Raw genomic sequence first — 19,400 nt, 5'->3', positions numbered from 1 at the left:
GGACGCTCGTAGGCGGTCCAAGCATGGACCATGACCGAGGCACCGAGCGGCTCCTCCTGGAGCCCGGAGTACGACGACCGCAAGGTTCACGCACAGCGCCGGGACCCCGAGCCGGAACCGCCCTTCGAGGGGCCCCTGCACGCGCTGTCCAAGGCGGCCTGGCAGGTGGTCCTGGTCACCGGGGTCGCCTCGCTGATCCTGGGCGTCCTCGTGCTGGTCTGGCCGGGCTCCACGCTCCTCGCCACCGGCATCCTCTTCGGCGTCTACCTCGTCATCAGCGGCGTCTTCCAGCTGGTCTCCGCCTTCGGCACGCACAAGACGACCGGCCTACGCGTGCTCGCCTTCATCAGCGGCGCCCTGTCGATCCTGCTGGGCCTGTTCTGCTTCCGCGGCCCCATGCAGTCGATCCTGCTGCTCGCCCTGTGGATCGGCATCGGCTGGCTCATCCGCGGCATCACCCAGACCCTCGCCGCCGCCTCCGACCCGTCCATGCCCGCCCGCGGCTGGCAGATCTTCCTCGGCGTCCTCACCTTCATCGCCGGCATCGTCCTGATCGACTCCCCCTTCGAGTCGGTCGCCGTCCTCACCGTGGTCGGCGGGATCTGGCTGGTCGTCGTCGGCATCGTCGAGATCGCCACGGCGGTACGGATGCGCGGCCGCGCCCAGCAGGTCCCGCACGACGTCTGAGACACCTGTCGAGTAACCCGTGCGGGCGGATCTCACCGACGACGCGATGAACCTCGTACTCCCCGGGGCAGACCAGCAACCATGAGCAGCACCAGAACCTGGCTCCGCGCCTTCGTCCTGCTGCTCGCGCTGCTCGTACCGGGCGCACACGCCGGAGCGCACGCCGCCACCGCCGTCACCCCCGTCGTCTCCACCGAGATCACCGAGTACGACGTCCTGGACACGGCCCTGCGACCGGCGGCCCAGCGTCCGGTCGCCCCACTGCGTCCCGCGCCCCGCGTCGAGCCGGCGCCCCCCATCACCCCGGAGCGCACCCCGCTCCCCGCGCCGCCGCACCCGTCGTACGCCCTGCACACCCTCCGCACGGTGGTCCTGCGCTGCTGACCGGCCCTCGCACCAGAGGCCGCTGTCAGCAACGAACGCAAGGAGCACAACCACCATGCCCGTCGACCCGTACGCCGTCCTGCGCGCCCTGCTGCGCGCGGAGGCCGCCCGCAACACGCCCAAGCCGCAGGCCGCTCAGGAGGAGCAGAAGCCGCCCGTGAAGGAAGTGAAGCGCGGCTGATCCGGTGGCGGAGGCGGGGCCCTCCGGGGTCACCGCCTCCGCCGTGCCGTACCGAAGATCGAGCGGCTGATCTCACGGCCGATCTGCGTGCCCAGCGAACGCGCGAGGGACTTGAACATGCCGCTGCCGACGACCTGTTCGACCATCGACGGATCCTCCTTGGGCCGGTCCTTCTTCGGCTCCTGTGACTTCTTCGGAGGTGCCGTCATCTCGTCCGGCCCCTTGGCGCCACCGGAACTCAGCTTCTCGAACGCCGACTCTCTGTCCACAGCCTGTGCGTAACGCCCGTACAAGGAGGAGCCCTTGACCGCCGCGTCGAGGGCGCCGGTGTCGATCGGGCCCATCAGGGACTCGGGGGCCCGCAGCCGGGTCGCGGCGACCGGCGTCGGGGCCCCCTTCTCGCTCAGCACCGTGACCACGGCCTCGCCGGTCCCGAGCCCGGTGAGGAGTTCCTCCAGGTCGTACGCGGAGTTGGGGAAGGTCTTCACCGTCGCCTTCAACGCCTTCTGGTCGTCCGGTGTGAAGGCCCGGAGCGCGTGCTGGACGCGGTTGCCGAGCTGGGCGAGGACATCGGCCGGTACGTCCTTCGAGGTCTGCGTCACGAAGAAGACGCCGACCCCTTTCGAGCGAATCAGCCGGACGGTCTGGGTGATCGAGTCGAGGAACGCCTTCGAGGCGTCGTTGAAGAGCAGATGCGCCTCGTCGAAGAAGAAGACGAGCTTGGGCTTGTCGACGTCCCCGACCTCGGGCAGGTCATGGAAGAGGTCGGCCAGCAGCCACATCAGGAACGTCGAGAACAGGGCCGGTTTGTCCTGGACGGCGGGCAGTTCGAGGACGGAGACCATGCCCCGCCCGTCCGCCGCCGTGCGCAGCAGCTCGTTCGTGTCGAACTCCGGCTCCCCGAAGAAGTCGGCCATGCCCTGCGCCTCGAAGGCGGTGAGGGACCGCAGGATCACCCCCGCCGTGGCCGTGGACAGCCCGCCGATGCCCTTCAGCTCGCTCTTGCCCTCGTCCGAGGTCAGGAAGGTGACGACGGCCCTGAGATCCTTGAGGTCGACGAGTTCGAGCCCCTTGGTGTCGGCGTAATGGAAGATCAGGCCGAGGGACTGCTCCTGGGTCTGGTTGAGCTGGAGCACCTTGGACAGGAGCAGCGGGCCGAAGTCGGTGACGGTGGCCCGTACGGGGATGCCGTGACCGAGGCCGCCGAGGGCGTAGAACTCGGCGGGGAAGCCAGTGGCGGTCCACTGCTGATGGACGTCCCGCGCCCGCCCCTGGACCTTGTCATTGGGCTGACCCGGCGCCGAAATACCGGACACATCGCCCTTGATGTCCGCGAGGAAGACGGGCACGCCCTGCGCGGAGAGCTGCTCGGCGATCAGCTGGAGCGTCTTGGTCTTGCCGGTACCGGTGGCCCCGGCCACCAGACCGTGCCGGTTGAGCATCGGCAACGGGATCCTGACCTGCGCGTCCGGCAGACACACCCCGTCCCACAGCAGTGCGCCGAGATCGAGGGCGGGCCCGGTGAAGGCGTACCCGGAGGCGATCTCCAGGGCCTCCTTCGGAAGGGCGGGAGCGCTCCCCGGAGCCTCGGGAGCGGCGGCCTGCGGCATGGTCTCGCTGTCACTCATCTCAGGCACCTGTTCCGATTTGCCCCCGTTTACAGCATCTTTTCCAGCGTCGCACTCCGTCGCCATGGCTGCGCCCGGAACGTCTTGACCGGTAGGCTTTCCGTGTGATCTTCAAGCGCATCGGAAACGGCCGGCCATACCCCGACCATGGCCGGGAAAGCACCCGGCAGTGGGCGGACGTCGCGCCGCGCCCGGTCCGCCTCGATCAGCTGGTGACGACCAAGGGCCAGCTCGACCTGGAAACCCTGCTCGCCGAGGACTCCACGTTCTATGGCGACCTCTTCGCGCATGTCGTGAAGTGGCAGGGCGACCTGTATCTCGAGGACGGCCTGCACCGCGCGGTACGAGCGGCGCTCCAGCAGCGTCAGGTGCTGCACGCGCGTGTACTGGAGCTGGATTAGCGCCGGATTACGTGGCCGCCCTGTAAAGGGTTGGCCCTTTCGGGTTCACCTGGCCCGGATCCAATGATCATTTAGTAGGCATCGCCGCCCCGGCGCACTACGCTGCGCCCATGAGCATGCTGACTCCCCCAGGCATGGGCGGCAAGTACCGGATCACGGGGGACAAGTACCCACGCATGCGCCGCCCCCGGCGCCGCGGCAGGCTCGTGTTCGCGCTGCTGGCCTCGGTCACCGCGCTCGGCCTGGTCGGCTGGGGCACCCTTCAGCTCATCGGCATCTTCACCGGCGGCGACGACACGGCGTCCGCGGCAGGCCCGAAGGCGGACTGCGCCTCCAAGGCCTCCCCGTCGGCCTCGGCTTCGACGCCCGCCACCGCCTACCCCAAGCCCGCCCAGATCACCGTCAACGTCTTCAACGCCACCCCCCGAGCGGGCCTCGCCAAGAAGACCGCCGACGAACTCAAGAAGCGCGGCTTCAAGATCGGCGACGTGGGCAACGCGAGCGCCCAGTTCGACAAGAAGGTGACGGGGACGGGGATACTGCTCGGCCCCACATCCGCCGTGAGCACGTCATTGCCGGTGCTCGGCACACAGTTGGCGGGCGCGGAGGCGCGCGCGGACAGCCTTAAGGGCAAGGACGTGGATCTGATCATCGGCACGGCCTTCAAGTCGCTCACTGCAAAGACGGCAGCGGACAAGGCCCTGGCCCAGCTGGGCGCACCGCAGCCGACGCCGACTTCTTCAAAGAAGCCCTGCTGAAGACACCTAAGGGGCGCGGGGCTGTATCGATTTGCGGCTACCGCCGCGTGGGCGCGATCAACCACAAACAACCTGCACTCGCGTCGAATCCCGCACCCCTGGGGCAATAGGCGTGCTTCCTTACTTACTCCGCAGCCCCATAAAGACGATCCCCCGCGTCCCCCAGCCCCGGCACGATGTACCCGTGCTCGTTCAGGTGGCTGTCGACCGCCGCCGTCACCACCGTCACCGGCGTCCCCGCCAACTCCCGCTCCATGAGCTCCACACCCTCGGGCGCGGCGAGCAGCACGACCGCGGTCACGTCGTCCGCCCCGCGCTTGATCAGCTCACGAATCGCCGCGACGAGCGTGCCGCCGGTGGCCAGCATCGGGTCGAGGACATAGACCTGCCGCCCGGAGAGGTCCTCCGGCATACGCGTCGCGTACGTGGACGCCTCCAGCGTCTCCTCGTTGCGCACCATGCCCATGAACCCCACCTCGGCGGTCGGCAGCAGCCGCACCATGCCGTCGAGCATGCCGAGGCCGGCCCGGAGGATCGGCACGACGAGGGGCCGGGGGTAGGAGAGCTTGACGCCGGTGGTGGAGGTGACGGGGGTCGTGATGTCGACCGCTTCGGTGCGCACGTCCCGCGTGGCCTCGTAGGCGAGCAGGGTGACCAGTTCGTCGGCCAGCCGGCGGAAGGTCGCGGAGTCGGTGCGCTGGTCGCGCAGCGTGGTGAGCTTGTGGGCGACCAGCGGGTGGTCGACGACGTGGAGGCGCATGTCCACAACATTAACCGGGCCCGCTGTCACCGGCGTCCCGTGCGGCCTCCCTTGCTGGGGCAAACCCCACTTCACCCGTCCGCTGGCATCAAACCCCCCGTCGGAGGGAAAGTGGGAGGGACGCGACCGGGTGGTGTGCCTATGCCGAACCAGGAGTCACAACAGGAGACCGACGCCGAGCGCCGCAGGCGCCGCGCCCAGTTCCTGCGCGATCTCGCCGAGGCCCGTGAGCTGCGCGACCGCGTCCAGCCCCGGCGCGCCAAGGCGGCCCGGCTGCGGCACGCGATGCGCATGCGCACCTTCCGCTGGTAGGGCTCAGGGCTTCCGCCGGTGGGGCTCAAGGCTTCCGCCGACAGGGCTTGGGGCGTTCTTGGACCGCCTGATGCGTGCGCCGCGCCGGGAGCCGCGTACGATCCCGCTGGTGGACGATCAAAACGGGCGGACACAGGGTGCCGAAGACGTCCCCTGAACGCTCCGTTTCTGCCACGATTCCGAGTGGGTGGGGCTCGGAGCCAATGCCTCCCCGCCCAACAGCCTCCGCCGGGGGGACCCCCAACCGGCACGCCTATGACCAGTGGGAGAGTCACGGTGTACTTCGCCGCACTGCTCGCGCGCACCGAAGACGGGTGGGAAGCGAGCGACACAGAGCTCGACGATGTGGAGACCCTGTCGGATCTGGCCGAACTGGCCCGTGAAGCCTCGCCCGAGGACGACACGGTGCTGGTGCTCATCGAGCAGGAGGACGCCTGGTTCGGCGTCGTCCGGATCGACGGCGAGGACGACCCCCGTATCTACGTCTCGGACGCCGCCGCCGCTGCCCGCAGCAGTTACGGCGAGATCCTGCTCACCGACGAACTGCTCGGAAGGGAGCCCGGGGACGACGACACCGACCTGGACGCCCTCGACCTCGACGGCACCGAGGACGGTGAGGACGAGGAGGAGGACGACGACACCGAGGGCGGCGGCTCCGCCGAGGCCGTACCGCACGGTCCGGTCGGTGACCCCGGGATCCTCGACGACCTGGGCGTCAGCGAGAAGGAGCTGAAGTCGCTGTCGGAGGACGCGCTCGGCGAGATCGCCGAGGCCCTGGGCGCCTCGGAGGTCCTGGAGACCGTCCGCTGACCGGGAAGACCGTAGGAGGTCCCCCGGACCCGGTACGTGACCGCTGGCGGGCCGCGATGCGGCTCGCCCTGGACGAGGCCGGGCGGGCCGGTCCGGACGTACCCGTGGGGGCCGTCGTACTGGCCCCGGACGGCACGACCGTGCTCGGCGCCGGGCACAACGAACGCGAGGCGGTCGGCGACCCGACCGCCCACGCGGAGGTCCTGGCCATCCGCCGGGCCGCCGCGAAGCTCGGGGAGTGGCGGCTGACCGGCTGCACGCTCGTCGTCACCCTGGAGCCCTGCACGATGTGCGCGGGCGCCCTGGTGCAGTCCCGCGTGGACCGTGTCGTCTACGGCGCCCGTGACGACAAGGCGGGCGCGGCCGGCTCCCTCTGGGACGTCGTCCGCGACCGACGGCTCAACCACCGCCCCGAGGTGATCGAGGGCGTGCTCGCGGAGGAGTGCGCGAGCCTGCTCACGGAGTTCTTCCGGAGCCGCTGATACCGATTTCAAAGCAGGCCCCACTGTGTTGTAAGGTCTCTCTCGGTAGCGTGTCCGAGCGGCCGAAGGAGCTCGCCTCGAAAGCGAGTGTGGCGCAAGTCACCGAGGGTTCAAATCCCTCCGCTACCGCTTGAGAAGGGCCCCGTCGAGAGACGGGGCCCTTCGTGCGTGCCGGGAAGTTCGGGGAGAAGTTCGGGAAGGGGTTCGGGAGAAGAGAAGGACGGGGGAAGCGGCATCGGGGGGGACAAGCCGCTTCCCCCGACGAGGTCCGGACCCACAAGTGCGCGCCGCTTACGGGGGAAGCCGGGGCGCGTACCCCGCAGTGGGGTCCGTTCCCGCCCGGGGATTCCTGCCAGATCCGCCGGGCTCACGATCAATCCTGCGCGCCGCGGCGGCCCGGCGGGCTCGGCAAAAGGCCCGGAACCGCAGGTCGTTGGTCCTTAAATGTGATGTGAGGAAGTTACACTCGCCGCCGCACAGGAGTCCCAACAGGCACAACAGTCACGGGGGAGGCCGCGATGGCGGTGAATTCCAAGAAGGCCGCTGTCTACATCGTCGTGGTCTTCGTGCTGTACGTGATCATCACGGACCCGGCCAAGGCCGCGGACTACGTCCAGATAGGGTTCGAGGGCATATCGGACGCCGCCAAGGCCATCGGCGACTTCTTCACCTGGCTCGCCGACGGGGCGCAGTAGCCGCAATCAGGAGCGCACATGATCCGCCATCTCGTCCTCTTCAAGCTGAACGAGGGCGTCGAGCGCGACGACCCGCGGGTCGTGGCGGGCGTCGAGGCCTTCCGTGCCCTCGACGGCAAGATCGAGGAGATCCGCTTCTGGGAGCTGGGCTGGAACCTCAGCGACCGCCCCATCGCCTACGACTTCGCCATCAACTCGGGGTTCGAGGACGCGGACGCGCTGCGGCGGTACGTGGAGCACCCGGAGCATCAGGCGGGGGTGGCGCTCTGGAAGGAGTTCGCCACCTGGGTGATCGCGGACTACGCGTACTGAGCGGTACCGACCGGTACTGGACGTACAACTTCCCCACCAACACGGCGTAACGCAACGTTATGCGGTGCTTGCACACAGTGCACATGTCTTGTGATGCTATGACCGCTTTTGACGGATGAGTTGACCGATGAAGAGGTGGCGTTGACCGTGTCGGCCAGTACTGCGCCCCCTCAGGAAGAGGCGGCCCCCACCCCCCAGCGCAGCCGCGGCGCCGACACCCGGGCGCTCACCCAGGTGCTCTTCGGCCAGCTCAAGGGGCTCCGGCCGGGCACGCCGGAGCACAACCGGGTGCGCGGGGCGCTCATCGAGGCCAATCTCCCGCTCGTGCGCTACGCGGCCGCCCGCTTCCGCTCCCGCAACGAGCCGATGGAGGACGTCATCCAGGTCGGCACGATCGGGCTGATCAACGCGATCGACCGGTTCGACCCGGAGCGGGGCGTGCAGTTCCCGACGTTCGCGATGCCGACCGTCGTCGGCGAGATCAAGCGGTACTTCCGGGACAACGTACGGACCGTCCACGTCCCGCGCCGGCTCCACGAACTCTGGGTCCAGGTCAACAGCGCGACCGAGGATCTGACGACCGCCTTCGGCCGTACCCCCACCACCGCCGAGATCGCCGAGCGGCTGCGGATCGGCGAGGACGAGGTGCTGTCCTGCATCGAGGCCGGGCGCTCGTACCACGCGACCTCGCTGGAGGCCGCCCAGGAGGGCGACGGACTGCCCGGACTGCTGGACCGGCTCGGCTACGAGGACCCCGCGCTGGACGGCGTGGAGCACCGGGACCTCGTACGGCATCTGCTCGTCCAACTGCCCGAGCGGGAACAGCGAATCCTGCTGCTCCGCTACTACAGCAATCTCACCCAGTCGCAAATCAGTGCGGAACTCGGTGTCTCCCAGATGCATGTGTCGCGGCTACTCGCGCGTAGCTTCCAGCGGCTGCGGTCGGCCAATCGGATCGACGCATAGTCCGAGGCATCACCGGCACATAGTCGGAAGCACGGCCGAGGCATAAGGGGCGCACGGTCGCACGTTCCGGAACACCGCAGTTCGCAAGCAGGAGCGAGGTGTAACCGGCGCGAGCGAATCGCTCACCAGGCCTCTTCCCGACACTTCTGTGCCGAAAAACCGTCAGACCCCCTTTATCCAGGGCGTATTCACGTCTCGCATGTCGACATGTCACTACAGCGTGTTGCCGACATGTGACATTCTGCCGGAAGAGCGTTTGCCGGGGCTTCGGCTCCGGTATTCAGGTGAAGGCTGGCGTTCCTCGCAGGAGCGTTCGCCACGACCGTCCCGCGACCCAAAGGGGGTGGCATGTCCGCAGACCAGGGCAGCTCGAAGGTGCTCACGCTCACCAAGAGCGAGGCTGCGCCCGCGCTCGACGACAACACGGCCGTCGAGGCCGTGGCCGAGGCCGTAGAGGCCCCGGCCCTTCCCGCGACCTCGGGGGCCATCGACACCCGCACCCTGTCCCGCTCCCTCTTCCTGCGGCTCGCCGCCCTCGACGAGAACAGCCCCGAGCGCGTGTACGTCCGGGACACCCTCATCGAGCTCAACCTCCCCCTCGTGCGCTACGCGGCGGCCCGCTTCCGCTCTCGCAACGAACCGATGGAGGACATCGTCCAGGTCGGCACCATCGGCCTGATCAAGGCGATCGACCGCTTCGACTGCGAACGCGGCGTGGAATTCCCGACGTTCGCGATGCCGACCGTCGTCGGCGAGATCAAGCGGTTCTTCCGCGACACGTCGTGGTCCGTCCGCGTCCCGCGCCGGCTCCAGGAGCTGCGGCTGGCCCTCACCAAGGCCAGCGACGAGCTCTCCCAGAAGCTGGACCGCTCCCCGACCGTCGCCGAACTCGCCGCCGTACTGGGCGTGTCCGAGGAGGACGTCGTCGACGGCCTCGCGGTCGGCAACGCGTACACCGCCTCCTCGCTGGACTCCCCGGCCCCGGAGGACGACGGCGGCGAGGGCTCCTTGGCCGACCGGCTCGGCTACGAGGACACGGCCCTCGAAGGCGTCGAGTACCGCGAGTCGCTGAAGCCGCTGCTCGCCAAACTCCCGCCCCGCGAGCGGCAGATCATCATGCTGCGCTTCTTCGCCAACATGACCCAGTCGCAGATCGGCGAGGAGGTCGGCATCTCCCAGATGCACGTCTCCCGGCTGCTGACCCGGACGCTGGCCCAGCTTCGGGAAGGGCTCATCTCGGACTGACGGGTCTGACCGAGGGGGCCCTGCCTACGCAAGTCGCGTATAGGGCTTCCTTACTGACGGAGTGTCAGCCACACTGGCGCGATGCTTCGGGCGACTGCGTGGACACATGGCCGTCGAGGTGCCTTCATCGGTACGTCGGCGGCCGTCGCCTGTCTGGGGGCAGTGCTCGGCGCCTGCGGCGGCGGGAGCGGTGACGGCGGGTACGTCGCCGTAGGCCCTGCGGGCGGCTCGTCCGGGGTGGCGGTCCAGCCGACAGGGGAGGTCCGGGTCGTGCCGTTGGAAGGGGCCGCCCCGTCTTCGTCCTCGTCGGCGGTAGCGGCATCGCCCTCTGCGGCCGCACAGACACCGGCGGCGAGCACGCCGGGAAGCGGTGCTCCTTCTTCGAGTGACGGCACGGACTCCCGTCGTACGCCCACGAGTTCGCCGTCCGTCGAGAGCCCTGCGGCGTCACCCGGGCCCGCCGTACTGACCGTGAGCGAACCGGAGCGGGCGGCCGGCGATCAGCGCTGGTGCGAGAAGGTGACCCTGGTGTTCCGCAACTCCGGGGGCAGTGCGGTGCGTTCGGGCACGGTGACCTTCGGGACGCACATCATCGGAGCGCTCGGGATCGACTGGGGGACCGTCGAGTCGGAGGTGGCGCTTCCGGCGCCTGTCGGGGCCGGGGAGCGCACGGAGAAGACCTGGACGGTGTGTGTCGACACGTGGCGGGTGCCGCTCGGGATGCACATCGAGACGCGGGACGTCGATGTGCGGTGGGAGTGAGCCGGCGGTTGGTTACTTGAGCGCCAGCCACGCCACGGCCGCGACGATCGCCACGGCGACGACGACGCCGAGGATCAGACCGATGCGGGGGCCGGAGGAAGCCGCCGTCTGCTGCTGGGCCTGGGGGGACTCGTCCACGAACGCGCGGAACATCTGGGTGCTGCCGGCGGGGTCGTAGTTGCCCTGGGGGTCCTGGGTGTTAGCCATGGGCTGAGACCCTAGCGAATGTGTGGGGGCGGCCCAAGTGGGGGGCTCGTCGGTTCGTTGCCGGGTGCGGGTTCGTGGGGGCTGGTCGCGCATTTCCCCGCGCCCCTGGGGTGGGTGCAGTGCCCCCTGTTCAGCCGCCACCTGCGTGTTTACTCTCGCAATACTTGGCTTTGCCAAGTTTTTATGGCGGGCTCACACCGGTTTATTTGCCTGTAGCAACCAATCGCTTCTATGGTTGCCCCAAGCAACGAATACGGGAGGTGTGATGGCCGGGCAGGCGCAGTACGAGGAGCTGATGCGTCAGTTCAGTGCCTTCGGTGCCGTGAAGAGGGAGATGGGGCGGATCCTGCCGTCCGACTGCCCCAGCGGTTCCGCCGCCGTGCTGACGCTGCTCGCCCGTCATGGGGACATGCGCATGAGCAAGCTCTCGGAGCTGCTGGCCGTGGACATGTCGGTGACCAGCCGGCACGCGGCGCATCTCGCGGAGCGGGGCTGGATCGACCGGTCCCCCGACCCCGCGGACAAGCGCTCGCGCATCCTGCATCTCACGGCCGCGGGCCAGGAGGTCGTCGACCGGATGTACCGGCTGACCTGCCGGATGCTCGCCGAGCGGCTGAGTGACTGGAGCGACGACGAGGTGGCCCAGCTGAGCGGCCTGATGGCCCGGCTCAGGGCGAGCTTCGACGACTGCCGGGCCGGCACGCACGCCGCTGCCCACAGCCCTGTCCACACCCCTGCCCCCGCCGCTGCCGGCATCTCCCGCGTATTCGAAGAGACCACCCGTACACCAGCGAACACGTAAGTAAAGGAAGCCCATGGCAACGACCACACCACCCGGTGTGCGGGCTCACGCCAAGCACGGGGGAGGCGCCGACAACGCCCCCATGACGCACCGGCAGATCATGGAGGCGCTCTCCGGGCTGCTGCTCGGGATGTTCGTGGCGATCCTGTCGTCCACGATCGTCTCGAACGCCCTCCCGGAGATCATCGGCGACCTCGGCGGCGGCCAGTCCGCCTACACCTGGGTCGTCACCGCCGCCCTGCTGTCGATGACGGCCTCCACTCCCCTGTGGGGCAAGCTCGCCGACCTCTACAGCAAGAAGGCGCTCGTCCAGATAGCGCTCGTTATTTATGTGCTGGGATCCGCGGCCGCCGGGCTCTCCCAGAACGCCGGGATGCTCATCACCTTCCGAGTCGTCCAGGGCATCGGCGTCGGCGGGCTCTCCGCCCTCGCGCAGATCGTGATGGCGGCGATGATCTCCCCGCGCGAGCGCGGCCGTTACTCCGGCTACCTCGGCGCGACCTTCGCCGTGGCCACCGTCGGCGGTCCGCTGCTCGGCGGTGTCATCACGGACACCTCGTGGCTCGGCTGGCGCTGGTGCTTCTACGTCGGTGTGCCCTTCGCCGTGATCGCGCTGATCGTGCTCCAGAAGACCCTGCACCTGCCGGTCGTGAAGCGGGACGTGAAGGTCGACTGGGCCGGCGCGTTCTTCGTCGCGGCGGCCGTGTCGCTGCTGCTGATCTGGGTCACCTTCGCCGGTGACAAGTACGACTGGGTGTCCTGGCAGACGTACGCCATGGTCGGCGGGTCGATCGCGCTCGCCCTGATCTTCGTGCTCGTCGAGTCGAAGGCCTCCGAACCCCTCATCCCGCTGCGGCTGTTCAAGAACCGGACCATCACCCTCTCGTCCATCGCGTCGATGTTCGTCGGTACGGCGATGTTCTCCGGCACGGTCTTCTTCGCCCAGTACTTCCAGCTGGCCCGCGACAAGTCCCCGACGATGTCCGGTGTGCTGACCATCCCGATGATCGGCGGACTGTTCGTCTCCTCCACCGTCTCCGGGCAGTTCATCACCCGCACCGGGCGCTGGAAGGCGTGGCTGGTCAGCGGTGGCGTGCTCATCACGGCGGGCCTCGGTCTGCTGGGCACCATCCGCTACGACACGGACTACTGGAAGACCGCGGTCTTCATGGCCCTGCTGGGTCTCGGCATCGGCATGATGATGCAGAACCTGGTGCTGTGCACGCAGAACCAGGTCGAGCCCAAGGACCTCGGTTCGGCGTCCTCCACGGTCACCTTCTTCCGGTCCCTAGGCGGTGCGATGGGCGTCTCGGTGCTCGGCGCCGTGATGGCCAACAAGATCACCGACTACGCCACGGACGGCATCGCCGCCCTCGGCCCCAAGTACGCCTCCGCCGCCTCCGGTTCCAGCTCCTCCAGCTCGATCCCGGACATGGACGCGCTGCCCGCGCCGCTGCGCACGGTCATGGAGAGCGCGTACGGGCACGGCATCGCGGATGTGTTCCTGATCGCGGCGGTTCTCGCGGCGGTCGCCTTCCTGATCACGCTGTTCATCAAGGAGGTTCCGCTGAGGACGAAGGGTGCGATGGCGCAGACTGCTCCTTCCACGGAGGCCGCTCCTTCCGCAGAGGCCGCTCCTTCGGAGGAGGTCGTGGCCGAGGCTCCGGCCGCTTCCGAGGAGCGGGTCCCGAGCTGGGCGGTTTCGGAGACGCAAGCGGCCGCCGACGGCACGCAGAAGCTGGCCGCCGTCGCCACCGTCGAAGCGCCCGCCGCCGTGTCGGGTGGTATCCCGGTCCGCGGATACGTCCGCGGCGCCGAGAGCGCGCCCGTCCCGCAGGCCGCGGTCACGCTGATCTCCCTGGCCGGACGGCAGTTGGGCCGGTCGGTGACGCAGGCCGACGGTTCGTACGGTGTGGACGCGCCGAGCGTGGGGTCGTACGTGCTGATCGCCTCCGCCGACGGGTTCCAGCCGCAGGCGTCCACGGTCGTGGTCAACGGTGAGCCGGTGGCGTACGACATCCTGCTCAGCGGGACGAGCGGGCTGAACGGGGTCGTGCGGGCCGCGGACAGCGCGCTGCCGGTCAAGGACGCGATGGTGATCGTGACCGATGTGCGGGGCGACCTGCTGGCCACCGGGACCACCGGTGAGCAGGGCGAGTTCGGGTTCGCCGAGCTGGTGCCCGGGGCGGTTACCGTCGCGGTGAACGCCGCCGGGTACCGGCCGCGCGCGCTGCCCGTCGAGGTCGGCGGCACCGGGGTCACCCGGATCGAGGTCGAGCTGGAGTCCGGGGCCCAGGTCCAGGGCGTCGTACGGGCTCCGCACGGGCCGCTGGCCGATGCGCGGGTCACGCTCGTCGACGCGGCCGGCAATGTCGTAGGGACCGCGACGACCGGATCGGACGGGGCGTACGCCTTCACCGACCTGGACGCCGGTGACTACACGGTCATCGCCACGGGTTACCCCCCGGTGGCGACGGCCCTCACGGTGGGCGGTCGCGGAACCGACGGCCACGACATCGAGCTCGCCCACCCCGGCGAGTGAATCACTGAATACCCCGGCCCGTGCGGCGCGTCCCGAGCGGAGGCGCGTCGCACGGGCCGGTTCCATGCGAGGAGTTTGTGAGATGGGACTGACCGCGAGGATCCGTACGCGGGACGGATGGGCCGTGTCGCACGCGGTCGTCACGCTGACCGACACGACGGGCGCGCAGGTGCGGCGGGTCGAGGCCGACGCCGAGGGAGCGGTACGCGATCCGGAGGCGCTGGCTCCCGGGGCGTACACCGTCATCGTCACCGCCGTCGGGTACGCGCCCGCGGCCGCGAGCGCGATCGTCACGGCGAGCGGTCGTGCGGAGGTGGGCACGGTGACGCTGGCGCGGCAGGGCGGGGCGGAGTTGCCGCCGCCGGGTGCGTGGACGGTGGACCCGGCCCACTCCACGGTGGGGGCGGTGGCTCAGCACCTGGGGATTTCGAGCGTGCACGGACGGTTCACGGAGTTCGCCGCCTCGATCGAGGTCGCGCCGGACGATGTGGCCAAGTCGCGGGTGGAGGCGGTGATTCGGGCGGACTCGATCTATACGGGGAATGCGATGCGGGACGGGCACTTGAAGTCCGCCGACTTCCTGGATGTGGAGAGGTTCCCTGAAATCACGTATAGGTCTTCGGGGTTGACGGTGGCCGGGTCGGATCGGTGGATCGTGCGGGGGGAGTTGTCGCTGCACGGGGTCGTGCGGCCGGTGGATCTGGACCTCGCGTATCTCGGGACCGGGGCCGATCCGTGGGGTGGGACTCGGGCGGCTTTTCGGGCGACGGCTCAGTTGCGGCGGGAGGACTTCGCCATGAACTACAACCAGGTGGTGCAGGCGGGGATTGCGGCGATCGGTACGACGTTGAAGGTGGAGCTGGATATCCAGGCGGTGCAGGGGGATTCGCTGCCTCAGGTGTGAGGGCGGCTGGGTCAGCGGTCAGCGCCGGTGGCTGTAGCTGAACAGGCGAGAGCGGGCCTCCTTTGCGCTCATCCCGAGGGCGGTTCCGATCGTCTCCCAGGACACCTCGTCGGGGTCCACGTTGTACGCGGCTTCCCGGCTGATGCGGGTGGTGAGGCGCTCCAGGCGGGCAACGGCCTTCAGCGCCGCGACCGGTGCGTCGTCGGCGAGCGCGGTCAGCCGCTCGTCCAACCGTTCCAGCAGGTCGGCGAGGTCCTCGGGGAGCGGTACCGAACGTTCCTCCACCTCGCGGATGTGCTCGGCCCAATCGCCGTACGGGCCCGGGGTGTCGGGGACATGGACGTAGATGCCGTCCCTCTCCACCTGGCTCCAGTCGATGGGATGCAGGGTGCTGCCGCGCCAGCCGCACGAACACGCGCCTCGTAGGTCCGTCGCCAACGGCGCGCGGTGCTCGCCGTGGTACACCCACCAGTCGGTCGTCTCGTGGAACTCGGCACCGCTGCCGCTGTCGAAGATCCTCGGCTTCGGCTCACTGCCGTCGGCGAGGACGGCTGCGGCCCTGCCCTCGTGGGTTTTGTGGAACTGCTCGGTGGTCCAGCCCATGGGATCCTTCCTCCTTGCCGGCCGCGTACGGTGCGGCGGGGGGGTACGGGGTCGTGGTCGTCTCACCCGTCCAGTCGTCTCACCCGCCCACCTCGAACCACAACAGCTTTCCGGCACCGCGGTCCAGCAGACCATCCCCCAGCGGCCAACCGCCCCAGCAGTTGGCGTACTCCTGCACAAGGCGCAGCCCGCGTCCGCCGTCCGCGTCCGTCGGTACCGGCGGGACGGAGTCTCGGGGCGGCGGGCCGAAGGGGGCGGGGATGCGGGGGTGGTTGTCCCAGACTCCTACCCGTACCCGCCCGTCGTCGAGGGCGGTGAGGCGGAGGGAGGCGGGGCCGGTGGTGTGCCGGTAGGTGTTCGTCACCAGCTCGGAGGTCAACAGCTCGACGGGGTCCAGGATTTCGAGGCGACCGTGGCTGTCGAGCACGGACCGTACGGTCATACGTGCGACGCGTGCGGCGTGGGGGTTGTGGGGCAGGCGGAGGGCGTACGCCCAGGTGTCGTACGGGGCTACGGTGACCATGAACGGCTCCTACGGTGAGGGGGGGTTGGGTCGATCGACGTCCCGGCCGGGCGGTGGCGGTGCCGCGCGGACAGGGGGGCGCGGTGCTCTTCCGGCTTGTCGGGCGGGAGTTGAGCGGCTTGGGTTTCACCGTAGCGGAAGCCGTAGGATGGTTACTACGAAACCTGCGGATGCATGCGCATTAACACTCGTGTGAGTGACCGCGTACGAATCAAGGCACAAGGAGCGGAAGAACATGCCGCCACGGCAGAAACCCACCGCGCGCCAGCTGCGCCTGGGCGCTGAACTGCGGAAGCTGCGCGAGAACGCAGGGCTCACCGCCCGTGTGGCCGGCGAGATGATCGGTGCGAATCAGGTGCGCATCAGCAACATCGAGACAGGACGCTTCGGCCTCAGCGAACAGCGCATTCGCACGCTCGCTCACAACTACGGCTGCACCGACGCCACTCTGATCGACGCCCTCGTGGCCATGGCGGTTCATCGCAAGCGCGGCTGGTGGGAGGAGTACCGGGACACGCTGCCGCCGCGCTTCCTGGATCTCGCCGAGATGGAACACCACGCCGTCGCCCTCCGCGTGGCCCAGGTCATCAACATCCCCGGCCTGCTCCAGACGCCGGAACACGCCCGCACCCTGTTCCGCCAGGTTGTGCCGGAGCTGCTGCCGCACGAAATCGAGTACCGCATCTCCCACCGCATCAAGCGCCAGGCCATCCTTCACCGCGAGGAACCGCCCCAGTACACGGCGATCGTTCACGAGGCCGCTCTGCGCATGCGGTTCGGCGGCCAGGAAGTGGCCCGCGCCCAGCTGGACCACCTGGCCAAGATGAGCGAACTACCGCACGTCACCCTCCGGGTGATCCCGTTCGACGGCACGGCGTTCCCCACGGTCGGCCACGGGTTGGACTACACGTACGGGCCCGTACCCGCCCTCGACACAGCACAACTCGACGCGGCTCACGGCAGCGAACTCGTTGATGCTGCCGCACAGTTGACCAAGTACCGACTCATCCTCGACCGGATGCAGCAGGTCACCCTGGAGCCCGCGCCCTCCCGGGACCTCGTCCACCGCATCGCCCAAGACACCTGAGAGCCGAGCCGTGACCGAACTCAACTGGCAGAAGTCCACGTACAGCGAGGAAGCGTCCTCGTGCGTCGAGATAGCCCCCTCCCCCACCGCCATCCACATCCGCGACTCCAAGGACCCCTCCCGCCCCCACCTCACCCTCCAGCCCACCACCTGGGCGGACTTCGTCTCGTTCTCGACCGCATGGAGGCGAACGCCCTCAAACCCGCAGAGTCCCGTGAGCTGATCCACCGCATCACCCAGACCGTTTGAGGAAACCGTGCCCGAACTCCACTGGAAGAAGTCCAGCTACAGCGGCGACGGCTCGAACTGCGTCGAAATAGCCACCGCCCCCACCACCATCCACATCCGCGACTCCAAGTGCCCCCGCGGCCCCCGCCTCACCTTCCCCCTCGCCGCCTGGGCGGACTTCCTCCCGCACGCGGCGGACGCGGGGCGCTGACAAGCGGCTTCCCGTGTGACGGCCCGGCGTCAGCTCGCGTTCCCCGGGGCCCGGCCGCATCCAGGTGCTCCCACGCCAGCCCGGTCGGCCGGAATATCCGGCGCCCTTGTCGATGCGGACGCCCGCCCGGTTTACCGCCCACCGTCGCCGCCTCCCGAGCCCCCGCGGGATCAAGTAGATGGAAAGGGCGCGGATCGGCGAGCCGGTCCGCGCTGGTGAAGCGAGCCGTACGGGCTGTCCGGTGCGCCGGATCCGGAGCCTCCCGGTCGTCGCCGGTCCGTGAAGGGCCACGTAGCGGGTCCGGCAGAGGGTGGAGTCGGGCGGTGCGAGGGGATTCGTTGTCTCCGCTGGTCTGACCTGGTTGTTCACAGTGTTCGGCGGGGCCGCTGAACAACCCCGCGGCGGCCGAGACTTGGCGCATGGGGGACACCAGAGACGAGACAGCGGCGCCGGTACGGGTGCTCGTGGCGGACGGTCACGAGCTGGTCCGGGCCGGACTGGCCGCGCTGATCCGTACCGATCCGGGGCTGTGCGTGGTCGCGGAGGCGGGCGACGGGCTCGACATGGTCACGCGGGCGGCCCGCTGCCGGCCCGACGTGATCCTGGCCGAGCTACGGCTGCCCGGTATCGACGGCACCGAAGCCTGCGCCCGCGTGCTGGCGGCGGCGCCCGAGGGCACGGCGCCCCGGGTGCTCACGATCACCGACCGGGCCACGGACGAGGAGATCCACGCGGCCCTGTGCGCCGGGGCCGCGGGCTTCCTGTTCAAGGACGCCCGGCCCCGGCGCCTGCTCGCCGCGCTGCACACCGTGGCCGGCGGGGACTGTCTGCTCGCGCCGGCCGTCACCCGCCGCCTGCTGCGCGCCCAGGCCCGCTCCGGCACCACGGCCGGTGCGCCGGCCCCGGATCTGGACCGGCTCACCCCGCGTGAGCTGGAGGTACTGCGGCTCGTCGCCACCGGGGCCCTGAACGGGCAGATCGCCGCCCTGCTGACGGTGACCGAGGCGACGGTCAAGTCACACATCAGCAGGGCGATGACCAAGCTGGGGCTGTACAGCCGGGCCCAGGCCGTCGTCCTGGCATACGAGTCGGGGCTGGTCGTACCGCGCCGGCCGGCGGCTCAGGAGACGTAGAGCTTCTTGGGCAGCGGGTAGCTGCTCCGCAGGTCCTTGAGCCGACGGATGTCGGACGGCTTGAGCTTGATGCAGCCGTTGGACTTGTAGTCGCTGTTGCCGTCCCAGCGGTAGGGCTCGGCGCTGCCCTGGGTGCCGTCGGGCTTCATCTCGCTGTGGATGAACAGCTCGGTGCGCGGTGTGCCGTTCGAGCACGTCGTGTCGTTCAGCAGCCAGGCGAGACCGTTGACACCGTGCAGACCGCCGTTGTGGTGCTTGTAGAAGGTCTTGATCTTGTAGGTGCCGTTCGGCAGCCAGCCCTGGTTCCGCTTGCAGGCGTTCGTGCTCCCCTGCCCCGACCCCGCACGCCAGGTCGCGACCGTCGTGCTGTGGGAGATGTCGTTGACGATGTGCACGTAGACGAAGCTGAGCTTCGAGTTGGACGGGTTGGAGCTGTTCTTCTTGAACTGGAGGTAGGTGTAAGCGCTGTTGGACGCGGCCGGTACGGACGTGGCCGCGCTCTGGGTGACCGCGGTGGTGGCCCGGTGGTCCGGCAGTGCGACGGCGGCCGTCGGGACCGTCGCCCCGGCCACGGCGGCCAGCATCGCGGCCATCGCGACGGTCTTGGCGACACGGCGTGTGTTCCCCCGCTGGAGCGTCATGGAAGTTCCCTTCGTCTGGAGTCTCGTCCGGGTGCGGAGCCGTCCGTCCGGGCGGCTCCTCGTGACGAACAACGTAGGAAACACAAGGCACTTGGGTCGTCCCGCAGTGGTGGGAAGGCTCCTCTCAACCTGAGGT

Annotated in this window: 26 protein-coding genes and 1 tRNA gene; 21 read left to right on the top strand and 6 right to left on the bottom strand. The window is 69.2% G+C overall.

Going from position 1 to position 19,400, the window contains the following annotated elements; all coding sequences use genetic code 11:
• The first annotated feature begins 30 nt into the window (after window positions 1–30).
• The 3 genes from ABZ928_RS12705 to ABZ928_RS12695 all read left to right on the top strand — a co-directional run bounded on the left by ABZ928_RS12705 (window position 31) and on the right by ABZ928_RS12695 (window position 1,252).
• Window positions 31–687, top strand: coding sequence for an HdeD family acid-resistance protein (locus tag ABZ928_RS12705; protein ID WP_361517477.1), 657 nt, complete (start codon window positions 31–33; stop codon window positions 685–687).
• An 81-nt stretch (window positions 688–768) separates the two neighbouring features.
• Window positions 769–1,071, top strand: a complete 303-nt coding sequence (locus ABZ928_RS12700) for a hypothetical protein (protein WP_361517476.1) — start codon at window positions 769–771, stop codon at window positions 1,069–1,071.
• A gap of 55 nt (window positions 1,072–1,126) precedes the next feature.
• A complete protein-coding gene (locus ABZ928_RS12695; protein WP_361517474.1) occupies window positions 1,127–1,252 on the top strand; it encodes a hypothetical protein in 126 nt (41 codons plus the stop codon).
• A gap of 29 nt (window positions 1,253–1,281) precedes the next feature.
• Here ABZ928_RS12695 and ABZ928_RS12690 read toward each other — a convergent pair whose 3' ends face one another.
• Complete coding sequence (locus ABZ928_RS12690; protein WP_361517472.1) at window positions 1,282–2,880, bottom strand: helicase HerA-like domain-containing protein; 1,599 nt, start codon at window positions 2,878–2,880, stop codon at window positions 1,282–1,284.
• 104 nt (window positions 2,881–2,984) lie between these two features.
• Here ABZ928_RS12690 and ABZ928_RS12685 point away from each other — a divergent pair, with 104 nt between their 5' ends.
• Window positions 2,985–3,281 (top strand): type II toxin-antitoxin system VapB family antitoxin, encoded by a 297-nt coding sequence (locus tag ABZ928_RS12685; RefSeq protein ID WP_003999914.1) that lies wholly within the window; start codon window positions 2,985–2,987, stop codon window positions 3,279–3,281.
• Window positions 3,282–3,391: 110 nt separating this feature from the next.
• On the top strand, window positions 3,392–4,039 hold the full coding sequence (locus ABZ928_RS12680) for a LytR C-terminal domain-containing protein (protein WP_361517470.1): 648 nt from the start codon (window positions 3,392–3,394) through the stop codon (window positions 4,037–4,039).
• A 124-nt stretch (window positions 4,040–4,163) separates the two neighbouring features.
• On the opposite strand, the gene upp is transcribed toward ABZ928_RS12680, so the two are convergent.
• Window positions 4,164–4,799, bottom strand: coding sequence for a uracil phosphoribosyltransferase (upp, locus tag ABZ928_RS12675; RefSeq protein ID WP_361517468.1), 636 nt, complete (start codon window positions 4,797–4,799; stop codon window positions 4,164–4,166).
• A gap of 141 nt (window positions 4,800–4,940) precedes the next feature.
• Between upp and ABZ928_RS12670 the strand changes: the two genes are divergently transcribed.
• The 9 genes from ABZ928_RS12670 to ABZ928_RS12630 all read left to right on the top strand — a co-directional run bounded on the left by ABZ928_RS12670 (window position 4,941) and on the right by ABZ928_RS12630 (window position 10,383).
• The gene (locus tag ABZ928_RS12670) at window positions 4,941–5,111 is read left to right on the top strand and encodes a hypothetical protein (protein ID WP_266890337.1); all 171 of its coding nucleotides are present in this window, start codon (window positions 4,941–4,943) and stop codon (window positions 5,109–5,111) included.
• A 276-nt stretch (window positions 5,112–5,387) separates the two neighbouring features.
• The gene (locus ABZ928_RS12665) at window positions 5,388–5,921 is read left to right on the top strand and encodes a hypothetical protein (protein ID WP_361517663.1); all 534 of its coding nucleotides are present in this window, start codon (window positions 5,388–5,390) and stop codon (window positions 5,919–5,921) included.
• A gap of 56 nt (window positions 5,922–5,977) precedes the next feature.
• On the top strand, window positions 5,978–6,403 hold the full coding sequence (gene tadA / locus ABZ928_RS12660; RefSeq protein ID WP_361517466.1) for a tRNA adenosine(34) deaminase TadA: 426 nt from the start codon (window positions 5,978–5,980) through the stop codon (window positions 6,401–6,403).
• Window positions 6,404–6,447: 44 nt separating this feature from the next.
• A tRNA-Ser gene (locus tag ABZ928_RS12655) sits at window positions 6,448–6,532 on the top strand.
• A gap of 389 nt (window positions 6,533–6,921) precedes the next feature.
• Window positions 6,922–7,098 (top strand): hypothetical protein, encoded by a 177-nt coding sequence (locus ABZ928_RS12650; protein WP_361517464.1) that lies wholly within the window; start codon window positions 6,922–6,924, stop codon window positions 7,096–7,098.
• Window positions 7,099–7,116: 18 nt separating this feature from the next.
• Window positions 7,117–7,410, top strand: a complete 294-nt coding sequence (locus tag ABZ928_RS12645; RefSeq protein ID WP_361517462.1) for a Dabb family protein — start codon at window positions 7,117–7,119, stop codon at window positions 7,408–7,410.
• 108 nt (window positions 7,411–7,518) lie between these two features.
• Window positions 7,519–8,376, top strand: a complete 858-nt coding sequence (locus tag ABZ928_RS12640) for an RNA polymerase sigma factor SigF (protein WP_361517461.1) — start codon at window positions 7,519–7,521, stop codon at window positions 8,374–8,376.
• A gap of 348 nt (window positions 8,377–8,724) precedes the next feature.
• Window positions 8,725–9,621 (top strand): RNA polymerase sigma factor SigF, encoded by an 897-nt coding sequence (locus ABZ928_RS12635; RefSeq protein WP_361517459.1) that lies wholly within the window; start codon window positions 8,725–8,727, stop codon window positions 9,619–9,621.
• 81 nt (window positions 9,622–9,702) lie between these two features.
• On the top strand, window positions 9,703–10,383 hold the full coding sequence (locus ABZ928_RS12630) for a hypothetical protein (protein ID WP_361517457.1): 681 nt from the start codon (window positions 9,703–9,705) through the stop codon (window positions 10,381–10,383).
• 12 nt (window positions 10,384–10,395) lie between these two features.
• Here the strand turns inward: ABZ928_RS12630 and ABZ928_RS12625 are convergent, their stop codons facing one another.
• Complete coding sequence (locus tag ABZ928_RS12625; RefSeq protein ID WP_361517455.1) at window positions 10,396–10,590, bottom strand: hypothetical protein; 195 nt, start codon at window positions 10,588–10,590, stop codon at window positions 10,396–10,398.
• 265 nt (window positions 10,591–10,855) lie between these two features.
• On the opposite strand from ABZ928_RS12625, the gene ABZ928_RS12620 reads away from it, so the two are divergent.
• The 3 genes from ABZ928_RS12620 (at window position 10,856) to ABZ928_RS12610 (ending at window position 14,838) form a co-directional block, all read left to right on the top strand.
• Window positions 10,856–11,392 carry a MarR family transcriptional regulator gene (locus ABZ928_RS12620; protein WP_361517453.1) on the top strand — a complete coding sequence of 179 codons (537 nt, stop codon included), beginning with the start codon at window positions 10,856–10,858 and terminating at the stop codon, window positions 11,390–11,392.
• A 13-nt stretch (window positions 11,393–11,405) separates the two neighbouring features.
• Complete coding sequence (locus ABZ928_RS12615) at window positions 11,406–13,934, top strand: MFS transporter (RefSeq protein WP_361517451.1); 2,529 nt, start codon at window positions 11,406–11,408, stop codon at window positions 13,932–13,934.
• Window positions 13,935–14,016: 82 nt separating this feature from the next.
• On the top strand, window positions 14,017–14,838 hold the full coding sequence (locus ABZ928_RS12610) for a YceI family protein (protein ID WP_361517449.1): 822 nt from the start codon (window positions 14,017–14,019) through the stop codon (window positions 14,836–14,838).
• Between the two features lie 18 nt (window positions 14,839–14,856).
• Here the strand turns inward: ABZ928_RS12610 and ABZ928_RS12605 are convergent, their stop codons facing one another.
• Window positions 14,857–15,441, bottom strand: coding sequence for a hypothetical protein (locus ABZ928_RS12605; RefSeq protein ID WP_361517447.1), 585 nt, complete (start codon window positions 15,439–15,441; stop codon window positions 14,857–14,859).
• A gap of 79 nt (window positions 15,442–15,520) precedes the next feature.
• Window positions 15,521–15,964: an ATP-binding protein gene (locus tag ABZ928_RS12600; RefSeq protein ID WP_361517445.1), complete on the bottom strand. Its 444-nt coding sequence runs from the start codon at window positions 15,962–15,964 to the stop codon at window positions 15,521–15,523.
• A gap of 235 nt (window positions 15,965–16,199) precedes the next feature.
• Between ABZ928_RS12600 and ABZ928_RS12595 the strand changes: the two genes are divergently transcribed.
• The 4 genes from ABZ928_RS12595 to ABZ928_RS12580 all read left to right on the top strand — a co-directional run bounded on the left by ABZ928_RS12595 (window position 16,200) and on the right by ABZ928_RS12580 (window position 18,623).
• Window positions 16,200–17,051, top strand: a complete 852-nt coding sequence (locus ABZ928_RS12595; RefSeq protein WP_361517443.1) for a Scr1 family TA system antitoxin-like transcriptional regulator — start codon at window positions 16,200–16,202, stop codon at window positions 17,049–17,051.
• A 10-nt stretch (window positions 17,052–17,061) separates the two neighbouring features.
• Window positions 17,062–17,274, top strand: a complete 213-nt coding sequence (locus ABZ928_RS12590; RefSeq protein ID WP_361517441.1) for a DUF397 domain-containing protein — start codon at window positions 17,062–17,064, stop codon at window positions 17,272–17,274.
• Window positions 17,275–17,307: 33 nt separating this feature from the next.
• Window positions 17,308–17,490, top strand: coding sequence for a DUF397 domain-containing protein (locus ABZ928_RS12585; protein ID WP_361517440.1), 183 nt, complete (start codon window positions 17,308–17,310; stop codon window positions 17,488–17,490).
• A 419-nt stretch (window positions 17,491–17,909) separates the two neighbouring features.
• On the top strand, window positions 17,910–18,623 hold the full coding sequence (locus ABZ928_RS12580) for a response regulator transcription factor (RefSeq protein ID WP_361517438.1): 714 nt from the start codon (window positions 17,910–17,912) through the stop codon (window positions 18,621–18,623).
• On the opposite strand, the gene ABZ928_RS12575 is transcribed toward ABZ928_RS12580, so the two are convergent.
• Entirely contained in the window at window positions 18,611–19,264 is a 654-nt protein-coding gene (locus tag ABZ928_RS12575) for a L,D-transpeptidase family protein (RefSeq protein WP_361517436.1), read from the bottom strand. The genes ABZ928_RS12580 and ABZ928_RS12575 overlap by 13 nt on opposite strands.
• Window positions 19,265–19,400 lie beyond the last annotated feature (136 nt).

The organism is Streptomyces sp. NPDC046909 (assembly GCF_040644695.1).
Classification (GTDB): domain Bacteria; phylum Actinomycetota; class Actinomycetes; order Streptomycetales; family Streptomycetaceae; genus Streptomyces.
This window is presented reverse-complemented; position numbering and strand designations above follow the sequence as displayed.

Excerpts from the sequence above, each read along its gene's own strand:
- ABZ928_RS12705 (WP_361517477.1), top strand. The coding sequence starts at position 31 with ATGACCGAGGCACCGAGCGGCTCCTCCTGGAGCCCGGAGTACGACGAC.
- ABZ928_RS12700 (WP_361517476.1), top strand. The coding sequence starts at position 769 with ATGAGCAGCACCAGAACCTGGCTCCGCGCCTTCGTCCTGCTGCTCGCG.
- ABZ928_RS12695 (WP_361517474.1), top strand. The coding sequence starts at position 1,127 with ATGCCCGTCGACCCGTACGCCGTCCTGCGCGCCCTGCTGCGCGCGGAG.
- ABZ928_RS12690 (WP_361517472.1), bottom strand. The coding sequence starts at position 2,880 with ATGAGTGACAGCGAGACCATGCCGCAGGCCGCCGCTCCCGAGGCTCCG.
- ABZ928_RS12680 (WP_361517470.1), top strand. The coding sequence starts at position 3,392 with ATGAGCATGCTGACTCCCCCAGGCATGGGCGGCAAGTACCGGATCACG.
- upp (WP_361517468.1), bottom strand. The coding sequence starts at position 4,799 with ATGCGCCTCCACGTCGTCGACCACCCGCTGGTCGCCCACAAGCTCACC.
- ABZ928_RS12670 (WP_266890337.1), top strand. The coding sequence starts at position 4,941 with ATGCCGAACCAGGAGTCACAACAGGAGACCGACGCCGAGCGCCGCAGG.
- tadA (WP_361517466.1), top strand. The coding sequence starts at position 5,978 with ATGCGGCTCGCCCTGGACGAGGCCGGGCGGGCCGGTCCGGACGTACCC.
- ABZ928_RS12650 (WP_361517464.1), top strand. The coding sequence starts at position 6,922 with ATGGCGGTGAATTCCAAGAAGGCCGCTGTCTACATCGTCGTGGTCTTC.
- ABZ928_RS12645 (WP_361517462.1), top strand. The coding sequence starts at position 7,117 with ATGATCCGCCATCTCGTCCTCTTCAAGCTGAACGAGGGCGTCGAGCGC.
- ABZ928_RS12635 (WP_361517459.1), top strand. The coding sequence starts at position 8,725 with ATGTCCGCAGACCAGGGCAGCTCGAAGGTGCTCACGCTCACCAAGAGC.
- ABZ928_RS12630 (WP_361517457.1), top strand. The coding sequence starts at position 9,703 with ATGCTTCGGGCGACTGCGTGGACACATGGCCGTCGAGGTGCCTTCATC.
- ABZ928_RS12625 (WP_361517455.1), bottom strand. The coding sequence starts at position 10,590 with ATGGCTAACACCCAGGACCCCCAGGGCAACTACGACCCCGCCGGCAGC.
- ABZ928_RS12620 (WP_361517453.1), top strand. The coding sequence starts at position 10,856 with ATGGCCGGGCAGGCGCAGTACGAGGAGCTGATGCGTCAGTTCAGTGCC.
- ABZ928_RS12615 (WP_361517451.1), top strand. The coding sequence starts at position 11,406 with ATGGCAACGACCACACCACCCGGTGTGCGGGCTCACGCCAAGCACGGG.
- ABZ928_RS12610 (WP_361517449.1), top strand. The coding sequence starts at position 14,017 with ATGGGACTGACCGCGAGGATCCGTACGCGGGACGGATGGGCCGTGTCG.
- ABZ928_RS12605 (WP_361517447.1), bottom strand. The coding sequence starts at position 15,441 with ATGGGCTGGACCACCGAGCAGTTCCACAAAACCCACGAGGGCAGGGCC.
- ABZ928_RS12600 (WP_361517445.1), bottom strand. The coding sequence starts at position 15,964 with ATGGTCACCGTAGCCCCGTACGACACCTGGGCGTACGCCCTCCGCCTG.
- ABZ928_RS12595 (WP_361517443.1), top strand. The coding sequence starts at position 16,200 with ATGCCGCCACGGCAGAAACCCACCGCGCGCCAGCTGCGCCTGGGCGCT.
- ABZ928_RS12580 (WP_361517438.1), top strand. The coding sequence starts at position 17,910 with ATGGGGGACACCAGAGACGAGACAGCGGCGCCGGTACGGGTGCTCGTG.
- ABZ928_RS12575 (WP_361517436.1), bottom strand. The coding sequence starts at position 19,264 with ATGACGCTCCAGCGGGGGAACACACGCCGTGTCGCCAAGACCGTCGCG.